Annotated in this window: 16 protein-coding genes; 6 read left to right on the top strand and 10 right to left on the bottom strand. The window is 69.0% G+C overall.

The features are described from left to right. Positions 1–10 precede the first annotated feature (10 nt). The 6 genes from OG714_RS38600 to OG714_RS38575 form a co-directional block, all read right to left on the bottom strand. Positions 11–1279, bottom strand: coding sequence for a cysteine desulfurase (locus OG714_RS38600; protein ID WP_406128087.1), 1269 nt, complete (start codon positions 1277–1279; stop codon positions 11–13). Further along, positions 1276–2040 (bottom strand): Fe-S cluster assembly ATPase SufC, encoded by a 765-nt coding sequence (sufC, locus tag OG714_RS38595; protein ID WP_406128086.1) that lies wholly within the window; start codon positions 2038–2040, stop codon positions 1276–1278. Before sufC ends, OG714_RS38600 begins: the two co-directional genes overlap by 4 nt. Before the next feature lie 7 nt (positions 2041–2047). Further along, entirely contained in the window at positions 2048–2368 is a 321-nt protein-coding gene (locus OG714_RS38590) for a non-heme iron oxygenase ferredoxin subunit (RefSeq protein WP_405947207.1), read from the bottom strand. Further along, positions 2368–3549, bottom strand: coding sequence for a Fe-S cluster assembly protein SufD (gene sufD / locus OG714_RS38585; protein ID WP_406128084.1), 1182 nt, complete (start codon positions 3547–3549; stop codon positions 2368–2370). The genes OG714_RS38590 and sufD overlap by 1 nt, the downstream gene beginning before the upstream one ends. A gap of 62 nt (positions 3550–3611) precedes the next feature. Then, positions 3612–5036 (bottom strand): Fe-S cluster assembly protein SufB, encoded by a 1425-nt coding sequence (gene sufB, locus OG714_RS38580; RefSeq protein WP_406128083.1) that lies wholly within the window; start codon positions 5034–5036, stop codon positions 3612–3614. Continuing rightward, positions 5033–5782 carry a helix-turn-helix transcriptional regulator gene (locus tag OG714_RS38575; RefSeq protein ID WP_406128081.1) on the bottom strand — a complete coding sequence of 250 codons (750 nt, stop codon included), beginning with the start codon at positions 5780–5782 and terminating at the stop codon, positions 5033–5035. The genes sufB and OG714_RS38575 overlap by 4 nt, the downstream gene beginning before the upstream one ends. Before the next feature lie 160 nt (positions 5783–5942). Between OG714_RS38575 and OG714_RS38570 the strand changes: the two genes are divergently transcribed. Genes OG714_RS38570 through OG714_RS38555 form a run of 4 tightly spaced genes read left to right on the top strand, consistent with a single transcriptional unit; the run spans position 5943 to position 9566 of the window. Next, positions 5943–6791 carry an aminoglycoside N(3)-acetyltransferase gene (locus OG714_RS38570; protein WP_406128079.1) on the top strand — a complete coding sequence of 283 codons (849 nt, stop codon included), beginning with the start codon at positions 5943–5945 and terminating at the stop codon, positions 6789–6791. A 10-nt stretch (positions 6792–6801) separates the two neighbouring features. Continuing rightward, positions 6802–7725: an ABC transporter ATP-binding protein gene (locus OG714_RS38565; RefSeq protein ID WP_406128078.1), complete on the top strand. Its 924-nt coding sequence runs from the start codon at positions 6802–6804 to the stop codon at positions 7723–7725. Continuing rightward, on the top strand, positions 7722–8498 hold the full coding sequence (locus tag OG714_RS38560; protein WP_406128077.1) for an ABC transporter permease: 777 nt from the start codon (positions 7722–7724) through the stop codon (positions 8496–8498). The genes OG714_RS38565 and OG714_RS38560 overlap by 4 nt, the downstream gene beginning before the upstream one ends. Positions 8499–8555: 57 nt before the next feature. Beyond that, on the top strand, positions 8556–9566 hold the full coding sequence (locus OG714_RS38555; RefSeq protein WP_406128076.1) for a COX15/CtaA family protein: 1011 nt from the start codon (positions 8556–8558) through the stop codon (positions 9564–9566). Positions 9567–9588: 22 nt separating this feature from the next. Here the strand turns inward: OG714_RS38555 and OG714_RS38550 are convergent, their stop codons facing one another. The 4 genes from OG714_RS38550 to OG714_RS38535 form a co-directional block, all read right to left on the bottom strand. Then, entirely contained in the window at positions 9589–10338 is a 750-nt protein-coding gene (locus tag OG714_RS38550) for a nucleotidyltransferase (protein ID WP_406128074.1), read from the bottom strand. Between the two features lie 18 nt (positions 10339–10356). Beyond that, positions 10357–11463, bottom strand: a complete 1107-nt coding sequence (locus OG714_RS38545; RefSeq protein ID WP_406128072.1) for an amidohydrolase family protein — start codon at positions 11461–11463, stop codon at positions 10357–10359. A gap of 117 nt (positions 11464–11580) precedes the next feature. Continuing rightward, complete coding sequence (locus OG714_RS38540) at positions 11581–11913, bottom strand: hypothetical protein (protein WP_406128070.1); 333 nt, start codon at positions 11911–11913, stop codon at positions 11581–11583. A gap of 93 nt (positions 11914–12006) precedes the next feature. After that, positions 12007–12960 carry a heme o synthase gene (locus OG714_RS38535; RefSeq protein WP_406132097.1) on the bottom strand — a complete coding sequence of 318 codons (954 nt, stop codon included), beginning with the start codon at positions 12958–12960 and terminating at the stop codon, positions 12007–12009. 356 nt (positions 12961–13316) lie between these two features. Here OG714_RS38535 and tkt point away from each other — a divergent pair, with 356 nt between their 5' ends. Both tkt and tal read left to right on the top strand, forming a co-directional pair. Further along, on the top strand, positions 13317–15404 hold the full coding sequence (gene tkt / locus OG714_RS38530) for a transketolase (protein WP_406128068.1): 2088 nt from the start codon (positions 13317–13319) through the stop codon (positions 15402–15404). 34 nt (positions 15405–15438) lie between these two features. Next, positions 15439–16557, top strand: coding sequence for a transaldolase (gene tal, locus OG714_RS38525; protein WP_406128066.1), 1119 nt, complete (start codon positions 15439–15441; stop codon positions 16555–16557).

The following is a 16557-nucleotide window of genomic DNA, read 5'->3' as shown; positions in this document are numbered from 1 at the left end:
TTCACGTCCCTCAGCCGAAGAAGTTCCGTACGTGCTCCAAGCCGTCGACCAGTGCGTCGATCTCGGCCGGCGTGGAGTACAGATAGAACGACGCTCGCGTGGTCGCAGGAATTCCGTAGCGCAGGCAGACCGGGCGGGCGCAGTGGTGGCCGACCCGGACCGCGATGCCTTCCTCGTCCAGCACCTGGCCCACGTCGTGCGGGTGGATGTCACCCAGCGTGAACGAGATCGCCGCGCCCCGGTCCTCGGCCGTGGTGGGGCCGATGATCCGCAGGTCGGGGACGTCCAGCAGGCGCTTCACCGCGTACTCCGTGAGCGCGTGCTCATGGGCGAGGATCTTGTCCATGCCGATCGCCGACAGGTAGTCGATGGCCGCACCGAGACCGACCGCCTGGGCGATCGGCGGGGTGCCCGCCTCGAACTTGTGCGGCGCCGGAGCGTACGTCGACGAGTGCATCGACACGGTCTCGATCATCTCGCCGCCGCCCAGGAACGGGGGGAGGTCTTCGAGCAGCTCCTGGCGGCCCCAGAGGACGCCGATGCCCGTCGGGCCGCACATCTTGTGGCCGGTGAAGGCCACGAAGTCGGCCTGGAGCGCCTGGACGTCCAGCGGCATGTGCGGCGCGGCCTGCGAGGCGTCGATCAGGACCAGGGCCCCGACCTCCTGCGCGCGGCGCACGATCTTCTCGACCGGGTTGACCGTGCCGAGGATGTTCGACACCAGCACGAAGGAGACGATCTTCGTCTTCTCGGTGATGACCTCGTCGATGTTGGAGAGGTCGAGGCGGCCGTCGTCCGTGAGGCCGAACCACTTCAGCTTCGCGCCGGTGCGCTGCGAGAGCAGCTGCCACGGCACGATGTTGGAGTGGTGCTCCATCTCCGTGATGACGATCTCGGTCTCGTGGTCCACGCGGTAGGGCTCGTCGGCCCAACCCAGCATGTTCGCAACGAGGTTGAGCGACTCGGAGGCGTTCTTGGTGAAGATCACCTCGTCGCGGCTGGGCGCGTTGATGAACGTCGCGACCTTGTCGCGCGCGCCCTCGTACAGCGCCGTGGCCTCCTCGGCGAGCACATGCACACCGCGGTGGACGTTGGCGTTGTAGCGCTCGTAGTACTCGTTCAGGGCGTCGAGCACCTGGCGCGGCTTCTGCGAGGTCGCCGCGTTGTCCAGGTACACGAGCTTCTTACCGTCGTGGACCGTGCGGTCCAGGATGGGGAAGTCCTTGCGGAGCGCCTCGGTGTCGAGGAGGCCGGAAAGCCCCTGGCGGGCCACTGTCACGCTGATACGCCACCCTTCGTGTAGGCCTCGTAGCCCTCGTTCTCCAGCTTGTCGGCGAGCTCGGCGCCGCCGGACTCGACGATCTTGCCGCCGGAGAAGACGTGCACGAAGTCGGGCTTGATGTAGCGCAGGATGCGCGTGTAGTGCGTGATCAGCAGGGTGCCGACCTCACCGGTCTCGCGGACGCGGTTGACGCCCTCGGAGACGACGCGCAGGGCGTCGACGTCCAGGCCGGAGTCGGTCTCGTCGAGGATCGCGATCTTCGGCTTGAGCAGCTCCAGCTGAAGGATCTCGTGGCGCTTCTTCTCACCGCCGGAGAAGCCCTCGTTGACGTTGCGCTCGGCGAAGGAGGGGTCCATGGAGAGGCGCTCCATGGTCTCCTTGACCTCCTTCACCCAGGTACGCAGCTTCGGCGCCTCACCGCGGATGGCGGTGGCGGACGTACGAAGGAAGTTGGAGACGGAGACGCCGGGGACCTCGACCGGGTACTGCATCGCGAGGAAGAGGCCGGCGCGGGCGCGCTCGTCGACGGACATCTCCAGGACGTCCTCGCCGTCGAGGGTGACGGTGCCGCCGGTGATCGTGTACTTGGGGTGGCCCGCGAGCGAGTAGGCGAGGGTCGACTTGCCGGAGCCGTTCGGGCCCATGATGGCGTGGGTCTCGCCCTGCTTCACGGTGAGGTCGACGCCCTTGAGGATCTCCTTCGTGGCGTTGTCGGCCTCGACGGTGACGTGCAGGTCGTGGATTTCAAGCGTTGCCATGGGTTCCTCAGGACTCCTGGGTGAGGGAGACGAGCACGTCGTCCCCTTCGATCTTTACGGGGTAAACGGGTACGGGGCGCGTGGCGGGAAGGCCGGACGGCTTGCCGGTGCGCAGGTCGAACGCGGAGCCGTGCAGCCAGCACTCGATCTGGCAGTCCTCCACCTCGCCCTCGGAGAGCGAGACGTTCGCGTGCGAGCAGATGTCGTTGATCGCGAACACCTCCCCCTCCGTCTTCACGACCGAGACCGGCGTGCCGTCGAGTTCCACCCGCTTCGGGGTGTTCTCCTCCAGCTCGCCGAAGCCGCAGGCGCGGACGAAGGCCGACATCAGACCGACGCCTCCAGCTCCGCGTCGATCTTCTCGAGCAGCCGCTCCTGGATGTCGGCGACACCGATCTGCTGGACCAGCTCGGCGAAGAAGCCGCGGACCACCAGTCGGCGGGCGTCGTCGGCCGGGATACCGCGGGCCATCAGGTAGAAGAGCTGCTCGTCGTCGAAGCGGCCGGTCGCGGAGGCGTGTCCGGCGCCGACGATCTCGCCGGTCTCGATCTCCAGGTTCGGCACGGAGTCGACGCGGGCACCGTCGGTCAGCACGAGGTTGCGGTTCATCTCGTACGTGTCGGTGCCCTCGGCGGTGGCCTCGATGAGCACGTCGCCGATCCACACCGCGTGGGCGCCCTCGCCCTGGAGCGCGCCCTTGTAGATGGCGTTGGACTTGCAGTGCGGGACGTTGTGGTCGACCAGGAGGCGGTGCTCCTGGTGCTGGCCGGCGTCCGTGAAGTACAGGCCGAACAGCTCGGCCTCGCCACCGGGTCCGGCGTAGGCCACGCGCGGGTGCAGTCGTACGAGGTCGCCGCCGAAGGTGACGACGAACGACTTGAACGTGGCGTCCCGGCCGATCAGGGCGTTGTGCTGGCCGACGTGCACGGCCTTGTCGTCCCAGTCCTGGACGGAGACGACGGTGAGCTTGGCGCCGTCGCCGACGATGTAGTCGACGTTGGCGGCGAGGACCGCGTCACCGGTGTGGTCGATGACGACGACGGCCTCGGCGAAGGCTCCCAGCTCGACGACCTGGTGGCCGTAGGCGACGCCGCCCTCGCCGTGCACGACGATGCGGATCGGCTCGGTGAGGACCGTCTCCTTGGGGACGGTCACGACCGAGGCCTTCTCGAAGGACGAGTAGGCCTGCGCGGCCACGCGGTCCACCGGGGTGCCCGCCTTGCCGAGTCGCGCGTCGTCACGGCCGACGGTCTCCACGATGACCCCCTCGGGGGTCCCGATGGCGACCTTCACACCGTCGCCGGTGGCGACCGCGGTGCCGTCGTGCAGCCCGCGCAGGCGCTCCAGCGGGGTGAACCGCCACTCCTCCTCGCGGCCGTGGGGGACAGGGAAGTCCGTCACGTCGAAGGAGGGGGGCGCGCTCATGCGCGTGGCGACGGTCGACTCGGCGGCAACTGCCACCGCGCCGGCGGTGGTGGACCCCACCGGAATGCTCTGAGCCTCAGCCATGGCTGTCGGTCTGCTCTCTTTCCTGCGTCAGAATTCGCTTGCTGCTTACTGAAAGACCGGTCTTAACCGACCGAACCTTCCATCTGCAGCTCGATCAGCCGGTTGAGCTCAAGGGCGTACTCCATCGGCAGCTCCTTGGCGATCGGCTCGACGAAGCCGCGCACGATCATCGCCATCGCCTCGAACTCAGTCATGCCCCGGCTCATCAGGTAGAAGAGCTGGTCGTCGCTGACCTTGGAGACGGTCGCCTCGTGGCCCATGGACACGTCGTCCTCGCGGACGTCCACGTACGGGTACGTGTCCGAGCGGGAGATCGTGTCGACGAGCAGCGCGTCGCACAGCACGTTCGACTTGGAGCCGTGGGCGCCCTCGCCGATCTCGACGAGACCGCGGTAGGACGTACGACCGCCGCCGCGCGCCACCGACTTGGAGACGATGTTGGACGACGTGTTCGGCGCCATGTGGACCATCTTGGAGCCGGCGTCCTGGTGCTGGCCCTCGCCCGCGAAGGCGATGGAGAGGGTCTCGCCCTTGGCGTGCTCGCCCATCAGGTAGACGGCCGGGTACTTCATCGTCACCTTGGAGCCGATGTTGCCGTCGATCCACTCCATGGTCGCGCCCTCGTACGCCACGGCGCGCTTGGTGACCAGGTTGTAGACGTTGTTCGACCAGTTCTGGATGGTCGTGTAGCGGCAGCGGCCGCCCTTCTTCACGATGATCTCGACCACCGCGGAGTGCAGGGAGTCCGAGGAGTAGATCGGCGCCGTACAACCCTCGACGTAGTGCACATAGGCGCCCTCGTCGACGATGATCAGCGTCCGCTCGAACTGGCCCATGTTCTCCGTGTTGATACGGAAGTAGGCCTGGAGCGGGATCTCGACGTGCACGCCCTTCGGCACGTAGATGAAGGAGCCGCCGGACCACACGGCGCTGTTCAGCGACGCGAACTTGTTGTCACCGACCGGGATGACGGTCCCGAAGTACTCCTTGAAGAGCTCCGGGTGCTCCTTCAGCGCGGTGTCGGTGTCCATGAAGATGACACCCTGCGCCTCGAGCTCTTCGTTGATCTGGTGGTAGACGACCTCGGACTCGTACTGGGCCGCGACACCGGCGACGAGGCGCTGCTTCTCCGCCTCGGGGATGCCGAGCTTGTCGTACGTGTTCTTGATGTCCTCGGGCAGGTCCTCCCAGGACTCCGCCTGCTTCTCCGTGGAGCGCACGAAGTACTTGATGTTGTCGAAGTCGATGCCGGAGAGGTCGGAGCCCCAGTTCGGCATGGGCTTCTTCTCGAACAGGCGCAGGCCCTTGAGACGGAGCTTGGTCATCCACTCCGGCTCGTTCTTCTTCGCGGAGATGTCCCGGACGACGTCATCGTTGATGCCGCGCTTGGCGGAGGCACCGGCCACGTCGGAGTCGGCCCAGCCGTATTCGTAGGTGCCCAGACCCTCGAGCTCGGGGTGGGCGGTCTCCTCGATGGGGAGCGTCATGCGGGGTTCCTCCCGGCGGTACGTGCAGAAGCGTGCGGTGGATCGGAAACGGTCTTGGAAATCTTCGGGGTATTCGAGTTCTTCGGGATGAACGTGGTGCACACGCCGTCGCCATGGGCGATGGTGGCCAGTCGCTGGACATGGGTGCCGAGCAGCTGGGAGAAGAGCTCGGTCTCCGCCTCGCACAGTTGCGGGAACTGCTCGGCGACATGGGCGACCGGGCAGTGGTGCTGGCAGAGCTGCTCACCGACCGGTGCGCTACGCGCCGTAGCAGCGTACCCGTCCGCGCTCAGGGCCTTGGCCAGGGCTTCCGCGCGGTTCTCCGGGGCGGCTGCCTCGACGACCTTGCGGTAGGCGATGGCCTGGGCGGCCATGCGGTCGCGGGCGAAGGCGACGACGGCCTCGTCCCCGCCCTCACGCTGCGCGATCCAGCGCAGCGCGTCCGCGGCGAGCTTGTCGTAGGACTGGTCGAAGGCGTCCCGACCGCAGTCGGTCAGGGCGAACACCTTGGCGGGCCGACCGCGCGTACGCGCTCCGTAGACCCGCTGCTCACGTGCTTCCACGACATCGTCGGCGACGAGTGCGTCGAGATGACGGCGTACGGCGGCCTGGGTCAGCCCCAGCCGGCCGGCGAGGTCGGCCACGGTCGACGGGCCGTGGTCCAGGATGGAGCGCGCGACGCGGTTGCGGGTGGACCGCTCACCGGTCGCGAGTTCCTCCTGCGGAGCCTCGCCAACGTTTTTCACAACGCCATTGTTGCGTAATTCCTCAGAGGCAGGCAACCCGCGCCCGGCGGATGGACGGTGCGGTGCATCACTTAGGCATACCTAATCTGACCTGCGAAAACGATCTTTGATCGATCAGTCCACTGGCGCCACCGACCCCCTTCGAGGACACTCCACGACCATGCCCACACCCCCTCCCACCGGCCCACTTGTCACCCGGGACACAGTCGCCGCACAACTGCGCGAGCTCGGCGTCCGCCCCGGAGAGACCCTCCTCGCGCACACCTCCCTGAGCTCACTCGGATGGGTCTGCGGAGGCGCCGTGGCGGTCGTCCAGGGCCTCCTCGACGCACTCGCCCCGGACGGCACCCTGGTGGTCCCCACCCAATCCGGCGACCTATCGGACCCGGCGCACTGGGGAAACCCGCCGGTCCCCCAGGAGTGGTGGGACACCATCCGCACCTCCATGCCGTCCTACGACCCCCTCGTCACGCCCTCACGAGGCGTCGGCGTGCTCCCGGAGACCGTCCGCACCTGGCCCGGCGCCGAGCGCTCGGCGCACCCGCAGACGTCGTTCGCGGCGCTCGGCCCGCGCGCGGGCGAGATCGTCGCCGGCCACGCGACCGACTGCCGGCTCGGCGAGCGCAGCCCGCTGGCCCGCCTGGAGGCCCTCCACGCGCGCGTGCTGCTGCTCGGCGCGGGCTACGACGCGTGCACGAGCTTCCATCTCGCCGAGTACCGCGTCCCGTCCCCGCCGGTCGAGGTCGGCCGCCCCGGCCCGCACGGCTGGGAGACGGTGACCGAGGTGTCGATCACCTCCGACCGCTTCGACGAACTGGGCCACGACTTCGAACGGGACCGTCCCGTCGTGCGGGGAAAGGTGGGCGCGGCCGACGCACGGCTGTTCCCGGTGGCGGACGCCGTGGCGTACGCGGAACGGTGGCTGCCCCTGCACCGCCCCCGTGAGGAGGAGATCCCGTCCGGGGGAGATCCCGCACCCGCCCGCCTGAGGCGCGAGCCGCGTACCTAGACTCGGGCCCATGCGAAGTGAGCCCGTGCTCCAGGTCCAGGCCCTGGTGAAGCGGTACGGCACGAAGACCGCGGTGAACGGCCTCGACCTGGTGGCCGATGCGGGTGTCACCGCGGTGCTGGGCCCCAACGGGGCGGGCAAGACGACCACGGTCGAGACCTGCGAGGGGTACCGGAAGCCGGACTCCGGCACGGTGCGCGTCCTGGGCCTCGACCCGGTCCGCGAGTCCGCCGCGCTGCGCCCCAGAATCGGCGTGATGCTCCAGTCCGGCGGCGTCTACTCGGGTGCCCGCGCCGACGAGATGCTCCACCACATCGCCAGGCTGCACGCGCACCCGCTGGACGTGGACGCGCTCATCGAGCGCCTGGGGCTGGGCAGTTGCGGCCGCACGACGTACCGCCGCCTGTCCGGCGGCCAGCAGCAGCGATTGGCGCTGGCGATGGCGGTCGTAGGCCGCCCGGAGCTGATCTTCCTGGACGAGCCGACGGCAGGCCTCGATCCCCAGGCCCGCAGGGCCACCTGGGACCTGATCAGGGACCTGCGCTCGGACGGTGTTTCCGTGATCCTCACGACCCACCACATGGACGAGGCCGAGCAGCTCGCCGACGACGTGGCGATCATCGACGCGGGCAAGGTCATCGCGCATGGCTCCCCCGAGGACCTGTGCCGCGGCGGCGCCGAGAACACCCTCCGCTTCACCGGCCGCCCCGGCCTCGACGTCGGCTCCCTGCTGAAGGCCCTCCCGGCCGACTCCACGGCCGCCGAACTGACCCCGGGCTCCTACCGCGTCGGCGGCAAGGTCGACCCCCAACTGCTCGCCACGGTCACCTCCTGGTGTGCGCAGCACGGGGTGATGCCGGAGAAGATCTCGGTCGAACGGCACACCCTGGAGGACGTGTTCCTGGAACTCACCGGCAAGGAGCTGCGCGCGTGACGACGACCGTCCCGGGGACGTACACCCCGGCACCGGGGGCGGCCCCGCTCCCCCGCATGATCGCTGCCCAGGCGGCCCTGGAAACGAAGATGCTCCTACGGAACGGCGAGCAACTCCTCCTCACGGTCGTCATCCCGACCCTCCTCCTGGTCCTGTTCAGCTCGGTGGACATCGTCGACACCGGCAAGGGAAAGTCCGTCGACTTCCTCACCCCCGGCATCCTGGCCCTCGCCGTGATGTCGACGGCGTTCACGGGCCAGGCCATCGCGACGGGCTTCGAGCGCCGCTACGGCGTCCTGAAGCGCCTCGCGTCCTCCCCGCTCCCCCGCTGGGGCCTGATGACCGCGAAGACGGCGTCGGTCCTGGTCACGGAGATCCTCCAGATCATCCTGCTGACAGCGATCGCCTTCGCCCTCGGCTGGTCCCCGCACGGCAACCCCGTCGCCGTGTTCCTGCTGCTGATCCTGGGGACGGCGGCCTTCTCGGGCCTCGGCCTCCTGATGGCGGGCACCCTGAAGGCGGAGGCCACGCTGGCCGCCGCGAACCTGGTGTTCCTGCTGCTTCTGGTGGGCGGCGGGGTGATCGTGCCGATGGACAAGTACCCGTCGGGGGTGCAGGACGTGCTGGGGCTGCTGCCCATCTCCGCCCTTTCGGACGGGCTGCGGGATGTGTTGCAGCACGGGGCGGGGATGCCTTGGGGGGACCTGGGGATTCTGGGGGTGTGGGCTGTTGTGGGGCTGGGGGCGGCGGGGAAGTTCTTCCGCTGGGAGTGAGTGCCGTACTCCGGCGCCGGGGACCCTCGTGAACGCGTGCACAAGCACCCCCCTACGATGGTCCCCGTGCCGAACCTGACCCCCGCCGACGCCCTGTCCGCCGCGCGCAACCCCCTCGCCTTCATCGCCGCACGCTGGACCCCGGATCCCCGGACGGTCCGGCGGGCCGCTCTCGCCGCGCTCGTCATGTCGGTGGTCATCGTGGTCACCGGTGGTGCCGTGCGGCTGACGGGTTCCGGGCTCGGCTGCCCGACCTGGCCCAAGTGCACGGACGACTCGCTCACGACGACCAGCGCGATGGGCTTCCACGGTGCCATCGAGTTCGGCAACCGGATGCTGACATACGTCCTGTGCGCCGCCGTCGGCTGGGCGATCATCGCCGCGCGCTCGGAGAAGCCGTACCGCCGTACCCTCACCCGGCTGGGCTGGGCGCAGTTCTGGATCGTGATGAGCAACGCGATCCTCGGCGGCATCGTGGTCCTCGTCGGCCTCAACCCGTACACGGTCGCGGCCCACTTCCTGCTCACCACGGCGCTGATCGCGGTCGCCGCGCTGATGTGGCAGCGCAGCCGGGAGGGCGACGGGGAGCCCAAGCCGCTGGTCGGCAAGGCCGTGCAGCAGCTGGTGTGGTTCCTGGTCACCGCCTCCGTGCTGCTGATCGCGGTCGGCACGGTGGTCACCGGCGCGGGCCCGCACGCGGGCGACTCCAAGGAGGTCGAACGGATTCCGATCGACTGGGAGACGGTCGCCAAGCTGCACGCGGTGCTCGCCTGGATCGTGGTCACGCTGACGTTCGCCCTGTGGTTCGTCCTCAAGGCGGTCGACGCCCCCAAGGGCCCCCTGGACCGCACCCGCGACCTGTTCCTGATCCTGCTCGCCCAGGGCGTCATCGGTTACGTCCAGTACTTCACGAACCTCCCCGAGGCCCTGGTCGGCCTCCACATGCTCGGCGCCTGCCTGGTGTGGATCGGGGTGCTGCGGGTGCTGCTGTCGCTCCGCGAGCGGCCGGAGGTCGTGGCCGACCTGCCGGGCCCGTCGGTGGAACAGTCACTGCCCACGCGCGCGTGAAGCGTCACCCGTAATAAATGGCTCACCCGTAGCGCGTCACCAAGTCGTCGATCGCCGGGCCCAGATAGGCCCGGGTCAGCTCCGCCCGGCGGTAGAGCCAATCACCCTCTACGGAGGCGGCGGACGGTACCGGATCGTCGTAACGCCGCCGTACGACGTCCTCTACGACCTCCACCGGAGCCCCCAGCTCGGGCAGCAGGTCGAGTGCCTCGCGTTTGGTGATCAGGCGGCCGTCCCGGCGGGTGACGGTCGCGCGGGCGAAGGTGGTCAGGCCCACGTCGACCCAGCCGTTCTCAAGCCAGATCTGCGGCTTGTCGACGGCCGGCCGCCAGAACTCCCGCTGGTCCCGTACGACGAACTCGGCCAGCTCCTCGTCCGTCACGGCCGGCAGCAGGTCCTTCGGTGAGCCGCCGTGCAACACCCGCCCGAATTCGTGCAGTTCACGCCGGGTGACGGCGGTGACGGGCCGGCGGGTGACGTGGTCGTGCGCCCAGGTGAGATGGCGCTGGTTCGGGGCGTCCTGCGTTCCCGGGGCGAGGTAGCTGCAGTGCAGCCGGACGGCGAGGGGGTCGGTGCGCAGCCCTCGGTGCAGGGCGACGAGCTGTCGGGCGGTGCTCGGCTTCAGGGGATGGTCGAGGATGGCTATCAGGTCCAGGTCGCTGCGGCCCTCCTGGTAGTCGCCCCCGCCGAGCGAACCGTGGGCCCACACGGCGACGGGGTCCAGCGGGGCCAGTTCGTTCAGGAAGCGGTCGAGCAACGCGTCGGTCGGCATGGGCCCAGTCTGTACAGCTCACTCCAGCCCGTACACCCTCTTTGCGTTGCCGACCGCGATCAGCCCCGCGACCCGCTGCGCGTCGGCGGGTGACCAGGCCCCCTCGGCGACCCAGGTGCCGAGCACCCGCGCGAGCGCCTCGCGGAACAACCGCGCCCCCACGACATGCAGTTCGGGCAGTCCGTGGGCCCCGCTGGAGAAGAGGATCTTGCCGAAGGGTGCCAGTTCCAGGATCTCGGCGAGCACGGTCGCGGCGCGGGCGCCGGTGCGGACGAGCGCGGCACCGGAGTCGGCGTAGACGTGCGGGAAGACGCCGGCGAGGTGGGCCGCGTGCCGGTGGTACGGGTAGCTGTGCAGCAGCACCAGGTCGGTGCCGAGGCCGGCCGTCGCGCGCACGAAGTCGGTGAGCAGGGCGGGGTCGGTACGGTCGATGCGCACGCCCGGTTCGCCCAGTCCGGCGTGCAGTTGGAGCGGCAGCCCGGATGCCACGGCGATCCACAGCAGGTGCCGTAGCAGCACCGGGTCGCTGAGCGTCCCGCCGACCCGCCTCCCGGCCAGCCAGCGGCCCGCCGCGCCCCGCACCTCGCCGGGGCCGGGCGGTTCGGGCGCGAGCGCGAGGCCGTGCCGTACGCCCGCCACGGAGGTGAAGGCGACCGCGCTCGCGGCGGCGCCGTGCACCGATTCGGCGAGGTTGGCGAGGAAGGACTCGACGGTGCCGGAGGTGTCGGCGACCTGTTCGGCGAGGAGTTCGAGGCGGACGATCTCCCGCGCGTCCGCCTGCCCCGCGGTCGCCATCTCGGCGGGTCCGGTGAGGTCGCCGGGCAGGCCCGTGTCGATCAGATACGTCGTGATGCCACTGCCGCGCAGCAGCCTGCGGCCCGTTTCCAGTACGCCGAGTTCACGGCGCCGGGCGAGATAACGGGCGGGCGGACAGTGCGGCTCCAGACCGAGCAGGGGCGGGCACCATCGTCGTACGGCGAATCCGGTCTGGGTGTCGAAGAGGGTGGTGCCGGGGGCGGGTGGGCCCGCGGTGCGCGCGAGTTGGGCCTCGAAGGTGCCGAGGCCCAGCTCCGTTCTCAGTACGCCGTGGCAGTACTGGTCCACGAGGGACGGCGTTTCGATCATCCGGACTCCCCGTGGCGGTGACTGCGTCGCTTGTACGGGGCCTAACGGGTGAACGGGGTGTCAGGTGTTGCTCGTACGCACCCCGTGTGAGGGGGCGCCATGCCTTGGGGCGCCTGTTCAGCCGTTGCTCGGGCCGCCGACCTGGATTCCCGCCATGCGTGTCCACTCGTAGGGGCCCGTCCTCACCTTGGCCGCGAACTCGCCGTCGAAGTCCTCGTGGACGGTGATCCCGGACTTCTCCACGGCCTGCTGGGCGATCTCGTACGTCGTGGCCACCAGGTCTCCCCAGCCGCCGTCCTCGCCGACGAGGACGATGCGGGCGCCGCGTTCCCCGATGTACGCGACCTGGCCCTCGGCCCCGCCGTGCGCCTTGGAGAAGGTGCCGATCTGCTTGGCGAGGCGGGCCACCTGGCGCTCGGCCTTCGCGTCAACCTGCTGCGTGTCTGCCATGGCCAGGATGCTACCGACGGGTAGATCGAACGGCGACGGGCGGGGTGCGTGGTCTTGACCACGCACCCCGCCCGTCGGAGCCGTAAGAGGGGGTTACCGCAGGAAGGGATCCACCGCGATCGCCACGAACAGGAGCGACACATAGGTGATCGACCAGTGGAAAAGCCGCATCTCCTTGAGCTTGCCGCCGCTCACCTCGGCCCTGGCGCGGTTCTGCAGCCCGTGCGCCTCCCACAGCCAGAAGCCGCCGGCCAGCAGCGCGACCGTGGTGTAGAACCAGCCGGTGTAGCCGAGGGGCGTGAGCAGCAGCGAGACCGCGACCATGACCCAGCTGTAGATGACGATCTGCTTGGCGACGACCTTGTTCGAGGCGACGACCGGGAGCATCGGAACGCCCACGCGCGCGTAGTCGTCCTTGACCTTCATGGAGAGCGGCCAGTAGTGCGGCGGCGTCCAGAAGAACATGACGAGGAAAAGAATGACGGGGGCCCAGGACATGGAGTCCTTGACCGCGGACCAGCCGATGAGCACAGGGAGGCAGCCGGCGATTCCGCCCCAGACGATGTTCTGCGAGGTACGGCGCTTGAGGATCATCGTGTAGACGACGACGTAGAAGAGGAGTGCGCCGAGCGCGAGCCAGGCGGACAGCCAGTTGACGGTCAGGCCGAACAAGAGGGTCGAGATCACGCCCAGTGAGATGCCGAAGGCGAGGCACTCGCGGGGGCTGACCATGCCGGTGACCAGGGGGCGCTGCGAGGTGCGGTCCATGAGCGCGTCGATGTCGCGGTCGATGTACATGTTGAGCGCGTTGGCGCCACCGGCGGAGAGATAGCCGCCGACGCAGGTGAGGAGGACCAGCTTGAGGTCCGGCACACCCTGCTGGGCCAGGAACATCACCGGAACGGTGGTGATGAGCAGCAGCTCGATGATCCGCGGCTTCGTCAACGCCACGAACGCCATGACCCGGGCCCCGATCGGCCGCCGGCTCGGGCTCTGGCTCGCCCCGACAATCCCCGCTGGACGGGATTCAACGGCCGTCACGCACACCCCTGACAGAGACATCCCAGCAAGCCTTCGGGTGTGAACTCCCCGTAAAGGCTCACGCGTACCACGCCACTGTAGACGTTGCCCAGACCCGGACATTCGCGGGGGTGGGGTCGTGTTGGAAGGCACCCCCGGAAGAGCTGATCGCCACTCTGTTGAGCACTCGAACGAGCACCTCCGTATTCAGTTGCCGAATGCGAAACGGACCAGTCGGGAGGCGGATACGCGAGAGTCCCGGCAGTCTGGAATGACTCGAAAAAATGCACGTTCTTACGGGGGTAGGCTCGACAACGGCCGGTGGGCGCCAAGTGCACCGGCATCCGACATGCGTGACATGTGGAGAGGAGCCCTGACCCAGGGTGAGCACCAAGCCGACCACCACAGACCTCGAGTGGACCGAGTTGGACCAGCGGGCCGTAGACACCGCCCGCGTCCTGGCCGCCGATGCCGTACAGAAGGTCGGTAACGGCCATCCCGGTACGGCCATGAGCCTCGCGCCCGCCGCGTACACCCTCTTCCAGAAGGTGATGCGGCATGACCCGGCGGACGCCGACTGGGTGGGGCGCGACCGGTTCGTGCTGTCCGCCGGCCACTCGTCCCTGACCCTCTACACGCAGCTCTACCTGGCCGGGTTCGGCCTGGAGCTGGCCGACCTCGAAGCGTTCCGCACGTGGGGCTCCAAGACTCCGGGGCACCCCGAGTACGGCCACACCACCGGCGTGGAGACGACGACCGGCCCGCTGGGCCAGGGTGTCGCCAACGCGGTGGGCATGGCGATGGCCGCCCGCTACGAGCGCGGTCTGTTCGACCCGGACGCCCCGCAGGGCGAGTCCCCGTTCGACCACTTCATCTACGCGATCGCCGGTGACGGCTGCCTCCAGGAGGGCATCTCCGCGGAGGCCTCCTCCATGGCCGGTCACCAGGAGCTCGGCAACCTCATCCTCCTGTGGGACGACAACCACATCTCCATTGAGGGCGACACCGAGACCGCGGTCTCCGAGGACACGGTCAAGCGCTACGAGGCCTACGGCTGGCACGTCCAGCGCGTCGCCCCGAAGCCGGACGGCGACCTGGACCCGCACGCCATCTACAACGCCATCGAGGCCGCGAAGAAGGTGACGAACAAGCCGTCGTTCATCGCGATGCGCTCGATCATCGCCTGGCCCGCACCGAACGCGCAGAACACCGAGGCCGCGCACGGCTCGGCGCTCGGCGCCGACGAGGTCGCGGCCACCAAGCGCGTTCTCGGCTTCGACCCGGAGAAGTCCTTCGACGTCTCCGACGAGGTCCTCAAGCACACCCGCCAGGCGCTGGACCGGGGTCGCGAGGCGAAGGCCGCGTGGGACCCGTCGTACCAGGAGTGGCGCGGCAACAACCCGGAGCGCGCCGCCGAGTACGACCGCATCCGCGCGGGCGAGCTGCCGGCCGGCTGGGAGGAGAAGCTCCCGGTGTTCGAGGCGGGCAAGGGTGTCGCCACCCGTGCCGCGTCCGGCAAGGTACTCCAGGCGCTCGGCGCGGTCATCCCCGAGCTGTGGGGCGGCTCCGCCGACCTCGCGGGCTCGAACAACACGACGATCGACAAGACGTCGTCGTTCCTCCCCGCGGACAACCCGCTGCCGGAGGCGAACCCGTACGGCCGCACGATCCACTTCGGCATCCGCGAGCACTCCATGGGCGCGGAGCTGAACGGCATCACGCTGCACGGCAACACGCGTGCCTACGGCGGCACGTTCCTCGTCTTCTCCGACTACATGCGCAACGCGGTGCGTCTCTCCGCGCTGATGCACCTGCCGGTGACGTACGTGTGGACGCACGACTCCGTCGGTCTCGGCGAGGACGGCCCCACCCACCAGCCGGTCGAGCACCTCGCGTCGCTGCGCGCGATCCCGGGCCTGAACGTGGTCCGCCCGGCCGACGCCAACGAGACGGCCATCGCCTGGCGCGAGGTCCTGCGCCGCTACACGAAGGTCTACGGCGAGGGTGCCCCGCACGGTTTCGCGCTGACGCGTCAGGGCGTGCCGACGTACGAGGCCAACGAGGACACCGCCAAGGGCGGTTACGTCCTGTTCGAGGCGTCCACGGGTACGCCCGAGGTGATCCTCATCGGTACGGGTTCCGAGGTGCACGTGGCCGTCGAGGCGCGCGAGCAGCTGGAGGCCTCCGGTGTGCCGACGCGGGTCGTGTCCATGCCGTGCGTGGAGTGGTTCGACGCGCAGGACAAGGAGTACCGGGACAGCGTTCTGCCGCCGTCGGTCAAGGCGCGGGTCGCGGTCGAGGCCGGCATCGGTCTGACCTGGTACCGGTTCGTCGGGGACGCCGGTCGCATCGTTTCCCTGGAGCACTTCGGGGCTTCCGCCGACGGCAAGGTGCTCTTCCAGGAGTTCGGCTTCACTGCCGAGAACGTGGCCGCCAAGGCCCGGGAATCCATCGCCGCCGCCCAGAGCTGACGCTGACAAACGACACGTAGGAGATGCATTTTCCATGACAGACGCACTCAAGCGCCTCTCCGAGGAAGGCGTCGCGATCTGGCTGGACGACCTGTCGCGCAAGCGGATCACGTCCGGCAACCTCGCCGAACTGATCGACCAGCAGCACGTCGTGGGCGTCACCACCAACCCGTCGATCTTCCAGAAGGCCATCTCGTCGGGCGACGGTTACGAGCAGCAGCTCACCGACCTCGCCGCCCGCAAGGTGACCGTCGAGGAAGCCATCCGCATGATCACGACGGCGGACGTCCGTGACGCCGCCGACATCCTGCGTCCGGTCTACGACACGAGCGGCGGCCAGGACGGCCGGGTCTCCATCGAGGTCGACCCGCGTCTCGCGCACAACACGGCGGCGACCATCGCCGAGGCCAAGCAGCTGGCCTGGCTGGTGGACCGCCCGAACACGCTGATCAAGATCCCGGCCACCCGGGCGGGTCTCCCGGCGATCACCGAGGTCATCGGCCTCGGCATCAGCGTCAACGTCACGCTGATCTTCTCGCTGGCGCGCTACCGCGAGGTCATGGACGCGTTCATCGCCGGCCTGGAGAAGGCCAAGGAGCGCGGCCTGGACCTCTCGAAGATCCACTCCGTGGCGTCCTTCTTCGTGTCCCGCGTGGACACCGAGATCGACAAGCGGATCGACGCGCTGGGCACCGACGAGGCCAAGGCCGCCCGCGGCAAGGCCGGTCTCGCCAACGCGCGGCTCGCCTACGAGGCGTACGAGGAGGTCTTCTCCTCGGACCGCTGGGCCGCCCTGGACAAGGCGCAGGGCAACAAGCAGCGTCCGCTGTGGGCCTCGACCGGCGTCAAGGACAAGGCGTACAAGGACACGCTGTACGTGGACGACCTGGTGGCGCCGAACACGGTGAACACCATGCCGGAGGCCACCCTTGAGGCCACCGACGACCACGGACAGATCACCGGCAACACCATCTCCGGCACGTACGAGCAGTCCCGCGCCGAGATCGCCGCCGTAGAGGCGCTCGGTATCTCGTACGACGAGGTCGTGCAGCTGCTGGAGGACGAGGGCGTCGAGAAGTTCGAGGCGGCCTGGACCGACCTGCTCAAGTCGACCGAGGCGGAACTCGCGCGCCTCGCCCCCTCGGAGGGCTGA

The organism is Streptomyces sp. NBC_00989, from assembly GCF_045162655.1.
Classification (GTDB): domain Bacteria; phylum Actinomycetota; class Actinomycetes; order Streptomycetales; family Streptomycetaceae; genus Streptomyces.
This window is presented reverse-complemented; position numbering and strand designations above follow the sequence as displayed.